Origin of the sequence: Acinetobacter bouvetii (genome assembly GCF_902753875.1) — a bacterium.
Lineage (GTDB): Bacteria > Pseudomonadota > Gammaproteobacteria > Pseudomonadales > Moraxellaceae > Acinetobacter > Acinetobacter bouvetii_A.
In genome coordinates, this window is the sequence record NZ_CADDTS010000007.1 from 71,089 (window position 1) to 84,918 (window position 13,830).

Below are 13,830 nucleotides of genomic sequence, written 5' to 3' on the forward strand. Positions count from 1 at the left end.
GACAGCACCGATTGTGCGGCTAGTCATTAAAAGTAAACGGATGAAATCATTCAAGGGGCGTTTTATACCAAAAATACGCTTAAAAGACAAGCGAATTTAAGAAAAACGCGGCATGATCCCGTGTGATAGGTCATGCCTTGATCAGTTATCGAAGAAGGGTCTTCGAAATTAGTTTGTGAATCGGCTTATTAAACGGTGGGAGAATGAATTTTAAGCTATACAACTTAGGATTAGACATCACTGACCGTTCATGCGACAAACTGAAGAAACCTTCTGGACCATGATATTTGCCCATACCTGAAGCACCGACACCACCAAAAGGTAAGTCATCCTGTGCGACATGGGTCAATACCATATTTTGCCCGAAATGCCCTGAATGGGTATGCTGTGCGACATAGTCGGCACGAGCTTGATCAAAGTCGAAATAGTATAATGCAAGTGGACGCGGACGGCTATTAATAAAGTCAATTACATCGTCAATTTGATCATATTCTAGAATAGGAAGAATCGGACCAAAAATTTCCTCTTTCATAATACGCATTTCGGTCGTTACCTCGGTGACTAAAGTAGGGGCGATTTTACGAACTTTGCTTAAATCTTCATGTGCAGGATTTAATTCAATAATTTTGGCACCTTGGGTGCGGGCATCTTCCAGGTAGCCTTGCAGGCGATTGTACTGTTTATCATTAATGATAGAGGTATAATCCTGATTGTATTCAATACTTGGATACATTTCTTCCACGCAAGCTTTATAGTGCTCAATAAATTCAGCCGTTTTGCCTTTAGGCAGAAACATATAGTCTGGAGCTACACAGGTCTGACCAGAATTCCATAATTTACCTGCAGCCAGACGTTGTGCGACATCTTCCAGTTCAATGGAAGGATGAACCAGTACCGGAGATTTGCCGCCCAGCTCCAGAATGACCGGAACCAGGTTTTGTGAGGCAGCCGCCATCACGGTTTTGCCAATTTCAGTTGAGCCGGTAAAAATGATTTTATCGAATGCTAAATGACAAAATGCATCAGATATAGGACCACCGCCATTGATTACTGCGACTAATTCAGTTGGAAAGGCTTCGCTCAATGCCTTTTCAAGCGCACGACCAAAATGGCTGGATGAACTTGAGATTTTAATCATGGCATTATTGCCGGCAGCAATGGCACAAATGAGCGGGCCAACCGACAACAATAATGGATAGTTCCAAGGGGCAATAATGCCGACCACGCCTAGAGGCTGATATTGTACCCACGCTTTTGCAGGTTGATGAATAATTCCGATATGGCGTTTCGAAGGTTTCATCCAATCGGTCAAATGCTTGCTATAATATTTAATCTGTTCAAGACAGGTGAGTAATTCACCGATTTTGGTTTCGCCTATAGAACGGTTACCATAGTCTTGATTTATTGCTTCAGCAAATTGATCTTGATATTTAACTAAGATACGCTTTAAACGTGCTAAACGATCAATCCGTTCCTTTGCTGTAGGTAAAGGATGGCGTTGATAGGCATGTTTTTGGTGTTCCAGCACATCGTGTAAGTGCTGAATATCGAAAGAATGTGGTGTCATTGAAGTTGTTTTTGTTTGACTATTCATGACCTGCTACCATTAAATAAAAGCGATTAATTTAATTTTTAGAGTAAAAGCTCTAAATAGTCAAGTTACTTTATGTGTTAGCTAGCTAACCTATTGAATGAATGGTTACTTTAGGATGTCTCACTCCAAAACGGTGAAAACCAAAGAACGTATTTTACAGCTCAGCTTACAGTTATTTAATGAGCGTGGTGAGCGTTCAGTGACAACGAATCATATTGCCGCTGAACTGAATATGAGCCCGGGTAATTTGTATTACCACTTTCGTAACAAAAGTGAAATCATCAAGGAATTGATGGAGCAGTACCAAAAAGAAACTTTGGAAATGCTTGCATTACCAGATGATCGACCGCTCGATGCCAACGATAAGATCCGCTATTTTCAAGTGCTGAGCAGCCAGCTTTGGGCATACCGTTTCTTGCATCGTGATGTCTATCATTTGGTTGAAAATAATGAAGATTTTCGAAAAATGTATCCACGCTTTGCCGGTCAGGTCATGCAGCAGGGGCAAAAGATTTATAAAGCCTTCGTTACGGCCGGTCTGATGCAAATGACTGATTCAGAAATTGAAGCCTTAATCATTAACCTGTGGATTGTGCTGACCAACTGGACCAACTTTTTGTATATGTCGGGTCATATTACCGATTCTAACCATTTAGAAGAAAAGTGGGTCTGGCAGGCATTGCGCCAGATGGTATTTCTGGAAGGGGCGTATTTGCGTGGTGAAAGCCGTAACACTTACGAACATTTACTTGAAACATTTGGACCTTCGGACCTTTTTGCAAGTTTGTCTTCAAGTAAAAATCATGACGCGACATAATCTATTTAGAAAGCATGAAAAAAGCGTTAGAATACTCGGCTTGTTTTTCGATTTAACTGATTAGTGATATAAACCAACATGAATATGACCACTGCTAACACAGCACGTTTACTGATTACTTGTGAAGATAAACCAGGGATCGTGCAAGCTGTTTCGAGCTTTTTGTATCATCAGGGAGCAAATATTACCGCACTTGATCAATATGCAACTGAAGCTCAAGGCGGGCGTTATTTCATGCGTGTTGAGTTTGAACTGGACAATCTGCAAAGCCGTAAAGAAAGTCTGATCCAGACTTTTGCCAGCAATGTTGCCGAACGCTATAACATGCATTGGCGTTTGGCTTTGGTCAGCGACGTGAAAAAAGTCGGCATTTTAGTGTCTAAAGTCGATCATGCCTTGCTTGAATTGTTGTGGCGTCATTCGCGTGGCGGTTTACCATGCGAAATTACCAAAGTGGTGTCGAACCATGAAACTTTGCGTGAAGCTGTAGAAAACTTTGGTATTCCTTTTGAAGTGGTACCAGTCAATAAAGAAAACAAACGCGAAGCCTATGCCAAGATCGATGAATTGATGCAAGGCAATGATTTGTTGGTGCTTGCACGTTATATGCAAATTCTGGATGAAGACTTTGTGGCCAAATGGGAAATGAAAGTCATCAACATTCACCATTCATTCTTGCCTGCCTTTGTTGGGGCGAATCCGTATAAACAGGCTTATGAAAAAGGTGTGAAGCTGATTGGTGCAACAGCACATTATGTGACAGCTGATTTGGATCAAGGGCCAATCATTGAGCAAGATGTGGAACGGGTAAACCATGATTTCACGGTTGATCAATTGCGTGAGCTTGGACAAGATGTAGAACGTAATGTTTTGGCACGTGCAGTAAAATGGCATCTTGAAGACCGTATTATTGTAGATGGCAACAAAACAGTTGTTTTCCAATAAGTATTGTTAGCAATGACTTATTTAAAAGGTGTGCTTTAGGCATGCCTTTTTTGTTTTTGATTCAAAAAACTCATCAAAACTGCTGAATTAATAGTTGCAAATGAAAACACTTCTCATTTATTATTGGCGTACTTTAATTGTACTAACCGATGAGCTTGATTGCTGAAATCTTTATTGATCGACAATCGCTTAAATTAGGTAACTGATTTTAATGAGTCAATCTTCCGCTCTAAATATGCAAACTCCCAATCCTATGAAAAAGAAAATTATCACGGCATTGATTGCTGTAGTAGTGGGTCACATGGGTGTATTGTGGGCGGTGGGGCACATGAAAACCCCTGAACTCAAGCCTATTGAAAAAGAACCGTTGAAGGTTCGTTTTGTCAAAATTCAAGAACCACCAAAACCAATACCGCCGAAACCAAAGGCAGAGCCGAAAAAAGAAAAACCAAAGCCTAAGGAAGTGAAGAAAGTTGAAATTGTCAAAAAGCAGCTTCCTCCACCACCAAAAAAGGTAGAAAAGGTTCAACAAGTTAAAAAAGCAGAAACACCAAAACCTGTCGTTAAACCAGTGGAAGCACCACCAAAACCGACAGTAAGCACTACGATTTCTGAAACCAAAGTGGCAAAACCTGTTCCAGTGACACCGCCACCTGCGCCACCGGCGCCGGTCGCTCCGCCTGCGCCTCCTGCACCGCCATCACCAAAAAATGTTTCGATTGGTGGTTCTGGTGTGCAATGGAGCCGTTCGCCAAAACCATCCTATAGCAATGGCGACTTGGAAGGTCAGACGCGTACTGCCGTGGTGTATATTGAAGCGAATGAAAAAGGGGTAATTACCTCAGCGCGTATGACGCGTTCGACAGGTATTGCTGATTTAGATGAAAAGATTTTACGCGCAGTGCGTAATTCCAAATTCAAACCGTACAAAGAAAATGGCGTGGCTTATCCAATCAAGGCTAACCTACCATTAGAATTGACATTGAATCCACGCGGCTAACATTTATTAGGAGTTCGAGTATGAACTTTTCAGTTTATTGGCAACATGCTGATGCAGTGAGTAAAACCCTGTATTTCGTGTTATTGGCAATGTCGATTACGACATGGACCATCTTCGTTTTACGGTTAATGGGGACTCGCCAACTGAAGCAACAAGCTTATGCTCAACTTTCTCAAGCGTTAAGCAAATTAAAAGCAAAATTTGCCCCGCTGAATTTTGAACAACGTAAAGCTGTAGCAGAACAAGCGTTATTGCGTCAAATTTCAGCTGAAAAAGCCAGTGCTGAAAAAGGCGTGGCAGTTTTGGGTACCATTGCTTCACTGGCACCATTTGTGGGTTTGTTTGGTACCGTTTGGGGTATTTTCCACGCTTTGGTTGCAGTCGGTAAGAGTGGACAGGCCGGTTTGGCTCAAGTCGCTACACCGGTTGGTGAAGCCTTGATTATGACTGGTTTGGGTCTGGCTGTCGCAATTCCTGCGGTACTGGCCTATAACATCTGTAGCCGTGTGAATCGTGGTTTATCTCATGAATTACAAGACCAGGCGCATAGCTTGCTGATTGATACCATGTTGCAACAAGACAGTTCAGCTCAAGCAGCTACAGAAAAAGCGGCATCTAATCATTTGGTTGGAGGTCAAGCTTAATGGGCTTTCAATTGGGTGAAGACAACGACGTAGGTATGAATGAGATGAATCTCATTCCACTGATCGATATTATGTTGGTATTGATGATCATCTTCTTGGTGACAGCAACCGTTGCTAACCCATCAATTCCATTAACTTTACCAAAAACGACTGCTGAAATTACTGAACCACCACCGAAGGCAATCACCGTCAGTATTAATGCCAAGGGTGAAGTGGCCTGGAATGATCAGATCATCACTCTGGAAGAATTACAAACCCGTTTTGATGAGGCAGGCAAGGCGGAACGTAAACCGACGGTTCAACTGCGTGCAGATAAAGAATCCCGTTATGACACGGTTGCACAAGTGATGTCACGTGCGAGCGAAGCCGGGCTCAGTGATATTGCTTTTGTCAGTGATAACTAATTTGATTCTTAGATGAGCATTTTAAAAAAGCGACCGAGAGGGTCGCTTTTTTTATACCTGCAATTTGCTGCACGGCCGATTATTCAGATTTCATCAGGTCTTGAAACTTGCTGCGTAATTTCATTAACTTGGGGGGAATGGCAAAGTTGCAGTAGCCTTGGGCCGGATTGCGGGCAAAGAAATTCTGGTGATATTCTTCAGCCGGGAAAAACTCAGGTGCAGGGCTGAGTTCCGTCACAATATTCAGACCTTCTGCTGTTAAATGCTCGATCGCTTGCTCGGCCTGCTGCTGTTGCTCCGCATTGAAATAATAAATCACGGAACGGTATTGGGTACCAATATCATTGCCCTGACGGTTTAATGTAGTTGGGTCATGGGTGGCAAAGAACACATCCAAAAGCTGGGCAAAGCTAATCTGGCTTTCATCATAATCAATCAAAATTACTTCGGCATGGTTGGTGTCGCCCTGACAGATTTCATCATAACTGGGATGGTTCGTATGGCCGCCAGCATAGCCGCTGACCACCTTTGCTACCCCTCTAAGCTGTAAAAATACAGCTTCTACACACCAAAAACATCCACCACCAAATAATGCCTGTTGCATGATTTTATCCTGTATTTGTTTATTGTTTTTTAATATAGGGACTTTTTATGAAGCTACAATGTATTGCTACATTTTAAATCACAAAAGCCTGAAGCTTCAGGCTTTTGTGTGAACTGTTTAACGTGGTTGCACGGCGCTCTTAAATTGCAGCACTACATTGCCATAACGGTCAAGCAGTTTCAATGTTTTGCCATAGACCTGATAATTGGCGACTTTGACCAAGGCTTCATTGAATTGCGGTGCTACATTGTTCTGATCCAGACATGCCATTCTGGTTCCTGCCAGTGGACCAAACACCAAGGTGTCCCGACCGGCTTCATAGCTGCCCATCAGGCGATTACAGCCATCCGCACCACTGACACGTTTGCTGGCTGCATCAAATTGCAGACTGGGAATGTTATGTGCCGACGGGGCAGTTTTGATTTCGGTATTGCCAATATGCGTTGCAATCCAGGTGCGGTTTTGTAACTGAACCAGATTTTCAGCCTCAATTGTCGCAGACGGGTTAGGTGTGGTGGTGCAACCCGTAAAAGCCATCGCAGAGCCTATTATGCCCAGAGCAAGTAATTTTTTTAACATCGTGCAGTTCTCATTCTTGATTTCACTAGATCTATATAAACAAAAATACGGTCATTTCACTAGCGCTAAATGTATGTTTTATATATTTTTACATGATTAATGCGCAGATGGCTCGGGAATGGGTTTGGGAATGCCCTGACGAATCAGACTGGAATATTCAGCGCTAGAAAGATGATTCAAATGGCTGACCCGAGGGTTAATGTGGGCAATGTCGTACCATTGTTGCATGCTTAAGTTATGGGAAATGGCTTTCAGGTCATAGAGATAATTGGGTAGATATCCGGACGCCAGTAAACGGTAGTCGGTAGGTAAATGCCTTTTGGATACCGCTTGAACCATATCAAAAACCAGCGTGGTGCAATTGCTGGTGAGCGTGTTATACCATTTTGGCTGTGCTTTCAGCTCATTGGCTTTGTGCAGATATTCTTCAAACAGGGCACGGCTTTCGGCTTTGGACAGATCTACCGGGAAAAAATAGACCTGTTCTTTGCGGATATTGCTGCGGGTATAAATCAGATCTTTTTCATCTGATGCAACCAGGCTGAGTTCATATTTTCTGAAAAAGCCTCCATAGGTCGAAAACTCTTCATTCTTTTGTTTACGAATTTCAATAGAAAAGGTCAGTGGTTGACCATTGGAAAAATCAAAGCTGACCAGGGTATGAGCAATACGTGGACCCATCCAGTAGGAGGTAATAATATTCACACCGGTGATTTGATTTAAATCAAACTGACGAGTTTCCCAGCGCTGATCATAACTGCCATCCGTATGCCAATTAAAATTACGCACATTATGCAACGTGACCAGATTACCTGCTTGCTTGAATGACAATACTTGGGCCACTTCTGGATTCCAGTCACGATCCTGTTTGGCTTCCAGACTTAAATACCAAAATAGGCCTAAAAGAAAGGCCAATATATAAATGATCGCACTGGTTTGGCGGTTGAGTAGATACTGGGTGATATAAATACCCAAGATGGTTAAGGTAAAGCTGATCCAGATTCCAATCAATGCGCGAGTGATGAATCCGCTAATAGGGGCTTGAAACCATAACGCCAGACACAGCCAAATAGAAGACAAAATCACGAACAGGCCGAACATGGAGTGGAGTAGCCCCATGCCTAAGGCTGTCAGGAATTCTTTTTTTTCTATATGATGCATATCTAAAGGTTATAGTTAATTATTACCTTTATTTTCGGTAAGTTGCGAACTCAAAAGCAATCCCAGATTTGTCGTCAATATGTTGTTCTGAGGCGACTTTTTTAAATTCAGCGGGAATTTCTGGATAGTAAGCATCGCCTTGCACATTCAGTTCCACATGAGTCAGTTCCAAACGGTCCGCAATATGCATGGTTTGTATGAAAATTTCACCACCGCCAATAATAAAAATACTGTTTGGCTTTTCCGATGTCTGTACGTCGGCAACCGCCTGAGCCAAGGCATCTTCAATCGAGTAGGCGACTTTGGTGCCTTCAAAGGACCAGTTGTGGTCACGGGTAATCACCCAATTGACGCGTTTAGGTAAAGTGCGGCCCATGGATTCCAAAGTCTTACGACCCATGACCACCACACCGCCTTGGGTAATTTCCTTAAAGTGTTTTAGATCCGCAGAGATGTGCCACGGCAAGTCATTATTTTTACCAATGCAGCGCTGCTGATCCATTGCCACGACATGCACAACTTCTAAATTTTGGAAGGTCATAAAGTTCGCCTTATCTGACTGTATCCCCGAGATTGTTTTATTCAAGTCCCCCCTTTTTTAAGAGGGACTTAGGGGGAATTAGGAATTTAGGAGGATTAAGTTAAAAAGATACTGAAAAATTAAACAGCAACAGGGGCTTTAATGCCGGGATGTGATTCATAGCCAACAATTTCGATATCTTCAAATTTAAAATCAAAAATATCTTTAATTTCAGGGTTTAATTTAAGCTGACACAATGGCAGAGGCTCACGGCTGAGTTGCAGTTTTGCCTGTTCAAAATGGTTCACATATAAGTGAGTATCACCACCAGTCCAGACAAAGTCCCCTACGCCTAAACCACAGACCTGCGCAATCATATGGGTGAGCAGTGCATAACTGGCTATGTTAAAAGGCACACCTAAAAACACGTCAGCACTGCGCTGATAAAGCTGGCAAGAGAGCTTGCCATCCTGTACAAAAAACTGGAACAAAGTATGGCATGGTGGCAGGGCAACTGTTCCGGCTTCCTGCGGATTCCAGCCCGACACAATTAAACGGCGTGAATTGGGATTGGTTTTAATTTCATTAATCAGCCATTTGATTTGGTCAAAACCATCCTGCTCATATAAGCCATTTTCTTTTTTTGTTGCGCCAAAGTTACGCCATTGATGACCATAGACCGGACCCAACTCGCCTTCAGGGCGACCAAAGCGCGCCGTCTGTTCTGCGGTTGACCATTCATCCCAAATCGTCACTTTGTTGTCTTGTAGATATTGAACGTTGGTATCGCCTTTTAAGAACCATAGCAGTTCAATCACGATAGAACGGAAATGAACTTTTTTCGTGGTGAGTAAAGGAAAACCTTGAGAAAGATCAAAGCGCATTTGGTGACCGAATACTGAACGCGTACCTGTACCTGTACGGTCGCCTTTGTCGCCACCGTTGTCGAGGATGTGTTGTAGTAGGTCAAGGTATTGGCGCATGGTTCTCTCAGAATTAATTCATTTTGCTAACCGGCTATATTAGCTTTTTTTTTAGGGTGAGGAAACAGCAGATATCACGTAGTGAATGTGGATGAAATAATTGGATTTATATTTATAAGATTTTGATTTTTATATTTTATTAAGGTGCTTTTAATTTTAATGATGAGAATACTGCTTTAAATTCTAAAGTGTCCATCTATATGATCAGTATAAAAAATCGTAAAACTGAATATGCGGGATGATGGCGTAGCAAAGCCTGAATTTGATCCGTGCATATGTAAATTGAGATCACTATTAAGTGAATTGAAAGATGGATTTTACAAAGGGAAGCTAGGCGGGTTTGAGTCGTCGAAATATCTGTAGTGCCGATGGTCAGGTTTGGATGTACTTAGGGCGATTTTTGGACTTTTGAAATTAAGTTTATGATTTTTTCGGGACTAAAATAATTAAAAAATAGTCAGTTAAGCCAAAATATGAGATATGTATAAAAATTATTACATTTTTTGCATGAAATATCTCATTTAAAGCGGTAGTATCTGTGGCTTCGGAATAAGTGAAAGGCCCGTGGTTTCTAGGGTAGGAGTGTTGAGTAAAGAATGGCTTATGATCATAATGTAAACTTGAGTGAAGTTCATGCTCCTGTGCAGGCTAACATCATAATACGTTCCCAATCCGGTAAAAATTCCAAGAAATCTTCAGAATTCTCCTCCTTTCAATCAAACTCCCAAAAGAAAATGATGGCTCAAAATGGGCAGCGGATTGATATCAATAAGTTCACCGGTTTCTTACAAAGTATTAGTTCAAATACCAGTTCACAAAAATGTGCCAAAAGTATCAGACTGGCGCTCGAATCGGCAGGGGCACGATTTCAAAGTCATCCTGTTGCTGCCGCTGACTGGGGTAGTACCTTGATGAACATCGGCTATAGACAAATCAATCCTAAGTTTGATGCACCTAAAGAAGGTGATATTTATATTATAGATCGAACCGGTAAGCATACATACGGTCATATTGCAGGATTTACCGGCAAGCAATGGGTCTCTGACTTTAGGCAGAAAAGTTATGACGTTTATAATGAAAAAGGTTTGACTTATAAATATTACCGTCCGAGTTTCTAAAGTTTTTCTATAAAACTGGATTCAATAAAAAAGCCTCATTAGAGGCTTTTTTAATGCTTTAACTTCAAGGTAGCTGTTTGATCGGGCTACCGCCTAAAGCCTGCATTAAGGTCACATAGGCATTGTATTGGCTTTGTTTGGTTTGTACCAAAGACAAACGGGCACTGCGAGTCGTTTCCTGTGCATCCAGCAGGTTTTTCAATGCAATGGCACCATTACGGTAGCGGACTTCTGTTAAACGTTCAGTTTTCTCCGCCAGTTGCACATTGCGCTCCTGTAAGGCCACCTGTTTATTTAATTCGGTACGAGAGGACAGGGCATTTTCCACATCTGCAAAGGCCTGATACAAGGTCTGACGATACTGGACGATGGCTTTTTCATAATCCAGATCACTAATCGCCAAATCTTTCTTCATGTCGTTATATTGCAAAAAAGGCAAGCTCAGACTGGCACCTAAAGTCAGGGCCGGATTCTGTAACAGATTGCTTAACGACGTGCTGGAAGAGCCTAGATTTCCGGTCAGGCTGATAGAGGGATAATAGCTGGCCTTGGTGGCATCTTTAGTCGCTAAGGCTTTGCGTAAACGCAATTCGGTCGCCTGCAAGTCGGGACGACGTGACAGCAAATCCGCCGGTAAACCTGCGGCAATGGTCGGCAAGGTGATCCGAGGCAAGCGTTGTGGTTCGGCAATATTCAGCTGTTGCACTGGCTGCTGCATCAATACCGCCAAGGCGGTTCGGGTTTCGACTTTTTGCTGTTCAATCTGGCTTAAGGTGGCTTTTTGACTTTGCACCGATTGCTCGGCCGAGGTTAAATCCAGACCGGAAACTGCTCCAGCACGATACTGTGTGCGTACCAGTTCATAAATCTTTTGCGTACTGGCCAGGTTTTGCTGCGCCATTTGATAGCGTTCATTTAAATACCCCAACTGCCAATATAAATTGGTGGTTGTCGCCAGCAAACTTTGGGCCGTACTTTGCAAGTCTTGTTCAGTGGCCAAGGCTTCCCATTTACTGGCTTCAGTTTGACGTGCCAGCTTACCAAACAGGTCCAGTTCATAACTCACCCCGCCACTTAAAGATAAGCCGCGTGATGAATCATCGCCTGAATTTAGGTCAATGTTATGCCCCGCTGATACACTGGAGCTGACCCGTGGCCCTTGCTTGTTTTGAGCCAAACCGGCCTGTAAGCGGGCCTGTTGCAGGTTAATCCCGGCAACTGCCAGATCGGTATTTTTGGCCAGTACCTGATTGACCAGTTGATTCAGCTGGGCATCTCCAAACAACGTCCACCATTGATCAGCATAGACATCGGCATGTACCTGCTGACTCATGGCCTTACTGTTCTGGAAACTGCCCGGCATATTCACGGCAGGTTGTTCATAAGGTGTTTTCACCACCGCAGCACAACCCACCAATGAACCACTTAACATCAGGGCGCTGGCAAGTCGGGTAAAATTGATTTGCATTCTATCTCTCCTTATTCGCGAGAAAGTGCATCAACAGGATTTAACTGTGCTGCATTACGGGCAGGGATAAAGCCGAAGACAATCCCGATCATGCTGGAGCAGACAAAGGCCGCCACAATCGAGGTGGTTGAATAGGCCATCTGGAAGCTATCACCAGCAAACTGGCTAATCAGCTGGCCAATACCTAAGGACAACATGACACCAAGGATGCCGCCTAAAATACACACCAGTACGGCTTCAATCAGGAATTGCTGCAAGATGTCGCTTTGGCGGGCACCTACGGCCATACGCACCCCGATTTCCTGAGTGCGTTCAGTCACGGAAACCAGCATGATGTTCATCACCCCAATCCCGCCGACAATCAGTGAAATTACGGCAATCGCTGAAACCAGCAGGGTCATGGTTTTGGTGGTCTGCTGAATGGTTTCACGGATACTGTCGGCATTTTGGGTAAATACATCCTGTGCGCCGTGGCGTTGTACCAGCAAGTTCAGAATGGCATTTTCAGCAGCTGCACTCGGGTATTCATCCTTAATCCGCACAATGATGCTGCGCACATTGGCCTGGCCGAGCATACGGCTCATCACGGTTGAGTAGGGCAGATACACATTCAGACTGTCTGAATTTCCCATCATCGATTTTTGCGCTTCAATCACGCCAATAATCCGGCTGGGTACACTACCCAGCAAAATGACCTGACCCACAGGATTGGTACCATCGCTAAAGAAGGTGTTCTTGGTGTTGCTGTCAATGACGACATCTTGGGCACGTTCAGTCACTTCTGCTTTGTCAAAAGGCTGCCCGGATTCAAAGTTCATGCCTTTGACATAGAAAAAGTCTTCACTCACACCGTTAACGGTTGCGGAAGCTTCAGTATCTTTAAAGCGTGCGGTGACGCTATTAGTCACAGAAGGACTGACCCCATCCACATAAGGTTGTTCGGCAAGAGCTTCTGCATCGGCAGGTACCAGAGTTTTCACCTGCGCAGTTTTGGAGTTGTCGCCAAAGCCACGTCCCTGATAGATGGTAATGGTATTGGTTCCCAGACTGCTGATATTTTCCAGAATCTGTTTCTGCGAGCCATTCCCCAAAGCGACCACCGATACCACTGATGCAATACCAATAATGATCCCGAGCATAGTCAGGAAGGTCCGCATACGGTGGGCATTCATGGCCAGTAGGGCCATGCGGAATGCTTCAGCCAGCCGGTCTGCGGCCGAACGCCAAGGCGGCGTTTTCTTTTGCGGGGTACGATCAAGCTGCTGTTTTTCCAGCACTTCACCATCCGTTTCAGGCACATTGGCCCGGTCTGAAACAATGTTGCCGTCACTAATTTCAATAATACGTGAAGCGTTCTTCGCCACATTTAGATCGTGGGTGACTAAAATAATGGTATGACCTTTGGCATTCAGTTCACGTAAAATACGCATCACTTCAATACCACTGTTTTTGTCCAATGCACCGGTTGGTTCATCGGCCAGAATCACATCACCACCGTTCATCAAGGCACGCGCAATCGACACCCGCTGCTGCTGACCACCGGAAAGCTGGCTGGGACGGTTTTGGGTTTTTTCGGCCAGACCTAGGTCTGAAAGCAGTTCGGTTGAGCGCTTTTGACGGGCAGAAGCATCGACCCCGGCATAAATCGCGGGAACCTCAACGTTACCGGCTGCAGTGAGATCACCCAACAGGTGATAACGCTGGAAAATAAAACCAAAATATTCACGGCGCAGTTGTGCCAGTTCATCCGGTTCTAATTTGCGTGTTTCACGTCCTTTGACCTGATAGCTACCGGATGTTGGCTGATCCAGACATCCCAAGATATTCATCAAGGTGGATTTACCCGAACCGGACTGACCGACAATCGCGACCAGTTCGCCCGGATAAATTTCTAAATTAATGCCCTTTAGAATCTGAATGGTGCTTTCCCCGGCAGGGAATTCACGAGTCAGATCTGTGACCTTGAGCAAAGGTTGTTGATCTAGACTCATCA

14 protein-coding genes are annotated in these 13,830 nt (G+C 43.8%); 6 read left to right on the top strand and 8 right to left on the bottom strand.

The genetic code is table 11. From position 1 onward, the window contains the following. Positions 1 to 145 precede the first annotated feature (145 nt). Positions 146 to 1,594 (bottom strand): coniferyl aldehyde dehydrogenase, encoded by a 1,449-nt coding sequence (locus tag FB6_RS02180; protein ID WP_174558431.1) that lies wholly within the window; start codon positions 1,592 to 1,594, stop codon positions 146 to 148. Between the two features lie 115 nt (positions 1,595 to 1,709). On the opposite strand from FB6_RS02180, the gene FB6_RS02185 reads away from it, so the two are divergent. The 5 genes from FB6_RS02185 to FB6_RS02205 all read left to right on the top strand — a co-directional run bounded on the left by FB6_RS02185 (position 1,710) and on the right by FB6_RS02205 (position 5,404). Beyond that, positions 1,710 to 2,411 carry a TetR/AcrR family transcriptional regulator gene (locus FB6_RS02185; RefSeq protein WP_174558432.1) on the top strand — a complete coding sequence of 234 codons (702 nt, stop codon included), beginning with the start codon at positions 1,710 to 1,712 and terminating at the stop codon, positions 2,409 to 2,411. Positions 2,412 to 2,489: 78 nt separating this feature from the next. Continuing rightward, on the top strand, positions 2,490 to 3,356 hold the full coding sequence (gene purU / locus FB6_RS02190) for a formyltetrahydrofolate deformylase (protein WP_174558433.1): 867 nt from the start codon (positions 2,490 to 2,492) through the stop codon (positions 3,354 to 3,356). Positions 3,357 to 3,567: 211 nt separating this feature from the next. Further along, a complete protein-coding gene (locus FB6_RS02195; RefSeq protein WP_174558434.1) occupies positions 3,568 to 4,356 on the top strand; it encodes an energy transducer TonB family protein in 789 nt (262 codons plus the stop codon). A 20-nt stretch (positions 4,357 to 4,376) separates the two neighbouring features. Further along, on the top strand, positions 4,377 to 5,000 hold the full coding sequence (locus tag FB6_RS02200) for a MotA/TolQ/ExbB proton channel family protein (RefSeq protein ID WP_174558435.1): 624 nt from the start codon (positions 4,377 to 4,379) through the stop codon (positions 4,998 to 5,000). After that, complete coding sequence (locus FB6_RS02205; protein WP_174558436.1) at positions 5,000 to 5,404, top strand: ExbD/TolR family protein; 405 nt, start codon at positions 5,000 to 5,002, stop codon at positions 5,402 to 5,404. Before FB6_RS02200 ends, FB6_RS02205 begins: the two co-directional genes overlap by 1 nt. A gap of 79 nt (positions 5,405 to 5,483) precedes the next feature. Here the strand turns inward: FB6_RS02205 and msrA are convergent, their stop codons facing one another. The 5 genes from msrA to thyA form a co-directional block, all read right to left on the bottom strand. After that, positions 5,484 to 6,008 (bottom strand): peptide-methionine (S)-S-oxide reductase MsrA, encoded by a 525-nt coding sequence (gene msrA / locus FB6_RS02210; protein WP_174558437.1) that lies wholly within the window; start codon positions 6,006 to 6,008, stop codon positions 5,484 to 5,486. A gap of 117 nt (positions 6,009 to 6,125) precedes the next feature. Then, positions 6,126 to 6,587: an META domain-containing protein gene (locus FB6_RS02215; protein ID WP_174558438.1), complete on the bottom strand. Its 462-nt coding sequence runs from the start codon at positions 6,585 to 6,587 to the stop codon at positions 6,126 to 6,128. 96 nt (positions 6,588 to 6,683) lie between these two features. Continuing rightward, on the bottom strand, positions 6,684 to 7,748 hold the full coding sequence (locus tag FB6_RS02220) for an Lnb N-terminal periplasmic domain-containing protein (RefSeq protein ID WP_174558439.1): 1,065 nt from the start codon (positions 7,746 to 7,748) through the stop codon (positions 6,684 to 6,686). A gap of 28 nt (positions 7,749 to 7,776) precedes the next feature. Next, the gene (locus tag FB6_RS02225; protein ID WP_174558440.1) at positions 7,777 to 8,289 is read right to left on the bottom strand and encodes a dihydrofolate reductase; all 513 of its coding nucleotides are present in this window, start codon (positions 8,287 to 8,289) and stop codon (positions 7,777 to 7,779) included. A gap of 119 nt (positions 8,290 to 8,408) precedes the next feature. Next, positions 8,409 to 9,251: a thymidylate synthase gene (gene thyA, locus FB6_RS02230; protein ID WP_174558441.1), complete on the bottom strand. Its 843-nt coding sequence runs from the start codon at positions 9,249 to 9,251 to the stop codon at positions 8,409 to 8,411. Positions 9,252 to 9,847: 596 nt separating this feature from the next. Here thyA and FB6_RS02235 point away from each other — a divergent pair. Further along, positions 9,848 to 10,369, top strand: coding sequence for a CHAP domain-containing protein (locus FB6_RS02235; RefSeq protein WP_174558442.1), 522 nt, complete (start codon positions 9,848 to 9,850; stop codon positions 10,367 to 10,369). A 64-nt stretch (positions 10,370 to 10,433) separates the two neighbouring features. On the opposite strand, the gene FB6_RS02240 is transcribed toward FB6_RS02235, so the two are convergent. Both FB6_RS02240 and FB6_RS02245 read right to left on the bottom strand, forming a co-directional pair. Beyond that, positions 10,434 to 11,837, bottom strand: a complete 1,404-nt coding sequence (locus FB6_RS02240) for an efflux transporter outer membrane subunit (protein ID WP_174558443.1) — start codon at positions 11,835 to 11,837, stop codon at positions 10,434 to 10,436. A gap of 11 nt (positions 11,838 to 11,848) precedes the next feature. Continuing rightward, positions 11,849 to 13,828 carry a MacB family efflux pump subunit gene (locus FB6_RS02245; protein WP_174558444.1) on the bottom strand — a complete coding sequence of 660 codons (1,980 nt, stop codon included), beginning with the start codon at positions 13,826 to 13,828 and terminating at the stop codon, positions 11,849 to 11,851. Positions 13,829 to 13,830 lie beyond the last annotated feature (2 nt).

Coding starts and splice junctions, on each gene's coding strand:
- FB6_RS02180 (WP_174558431.1), bottom strand. CDS start 1,594: ATGAATAGTCAAACAAAAACAACTTCAATGACACCACATTCTTTCGAT.
- FB6_RS02185 (WP_174558432.1), top strand. CDS start 1,710: ATGTCTCACTCCAAAACGGTGAAAACCAAAGAACGTATTTTACAGCTC.
- purU (WP_174558433.1), top strand. CDS start 2,490: ATGAATATGACCACTGCTAACACAGCACGTTTACTGATTACTTGTGAA.
- FB6_RS02195 (WP_174558434.1), top strand. CDS start 3,568: ATGAGTCAATCTTCCGCTCTAAATATGCAAACTCCCAATCCTATGAAA.
- FB6_RS02200 (WP_174558435.1), top strand. CDS start 4,377: ATGAACTTTTCAGTTTATTGGCAACATGCTGATGCAGTGAGTAAAACC.
- FB6_RS02205 (WP_174558436.1), top strand. CDS start 5,000: ATGGGCTTTCAATTGGGTGAAGACAACGACGTAGGTATGAATGAGATG.
- msrA (WP_174558437.1), bottom strand. CDS start 6,008: ATGCAACAGGCATTATTTGGTGGTGGATGTTTTTGGTGTGTAGAAGCT.
- FB6_RS02215 (WP_174558438.1), bottom strand. CDS start 6,587: ATGTTAAAAAAATTACTTGCTCTGGGCATAATAGGCTCTGCGATGGCT.
- FB6_RS02220 (WP_174558439.1), bottom strand. CDS start 7,748: ATGCATCATATAGAAAAAAAAGAATTCCTGACAGCCTTAGGCATGGGG.
- FB6_RS02225 (WP_174558440.1), bottom strand. CDS start 8,289: ATGACCTTCCAAAATTTAGAAGTTGTGCATGTCGTGGCAATGGATCAG.
- thyA (WP_174558441.1), bottom strand. CDS start 9,251: ATGCGCCAATACCTTGACCTACTACAACACATCCTCGACAACGGTGGC.
- FB6_RS02235 (WP_174558442.1), top strand. CDS start 9,848: ATGGCTTATGATCATAATGTAAACTTGAGTGAAGTTCATGCTCCTGTG.
- FB6_RS02240 (WP_174558443.1), bottom strand. CDS start 11,837: ATGCAAATCAATTTTACCCGACTTGCCAGCGCCCTGATGTTAAGTGGT.
- FB6_RS02245 (WP_174558444.1), bottom strand. CDS start 13,828: ATGAGTCTAGATCAACAACCTTTGCTCAAGGTCACAGATCTGACTCGT.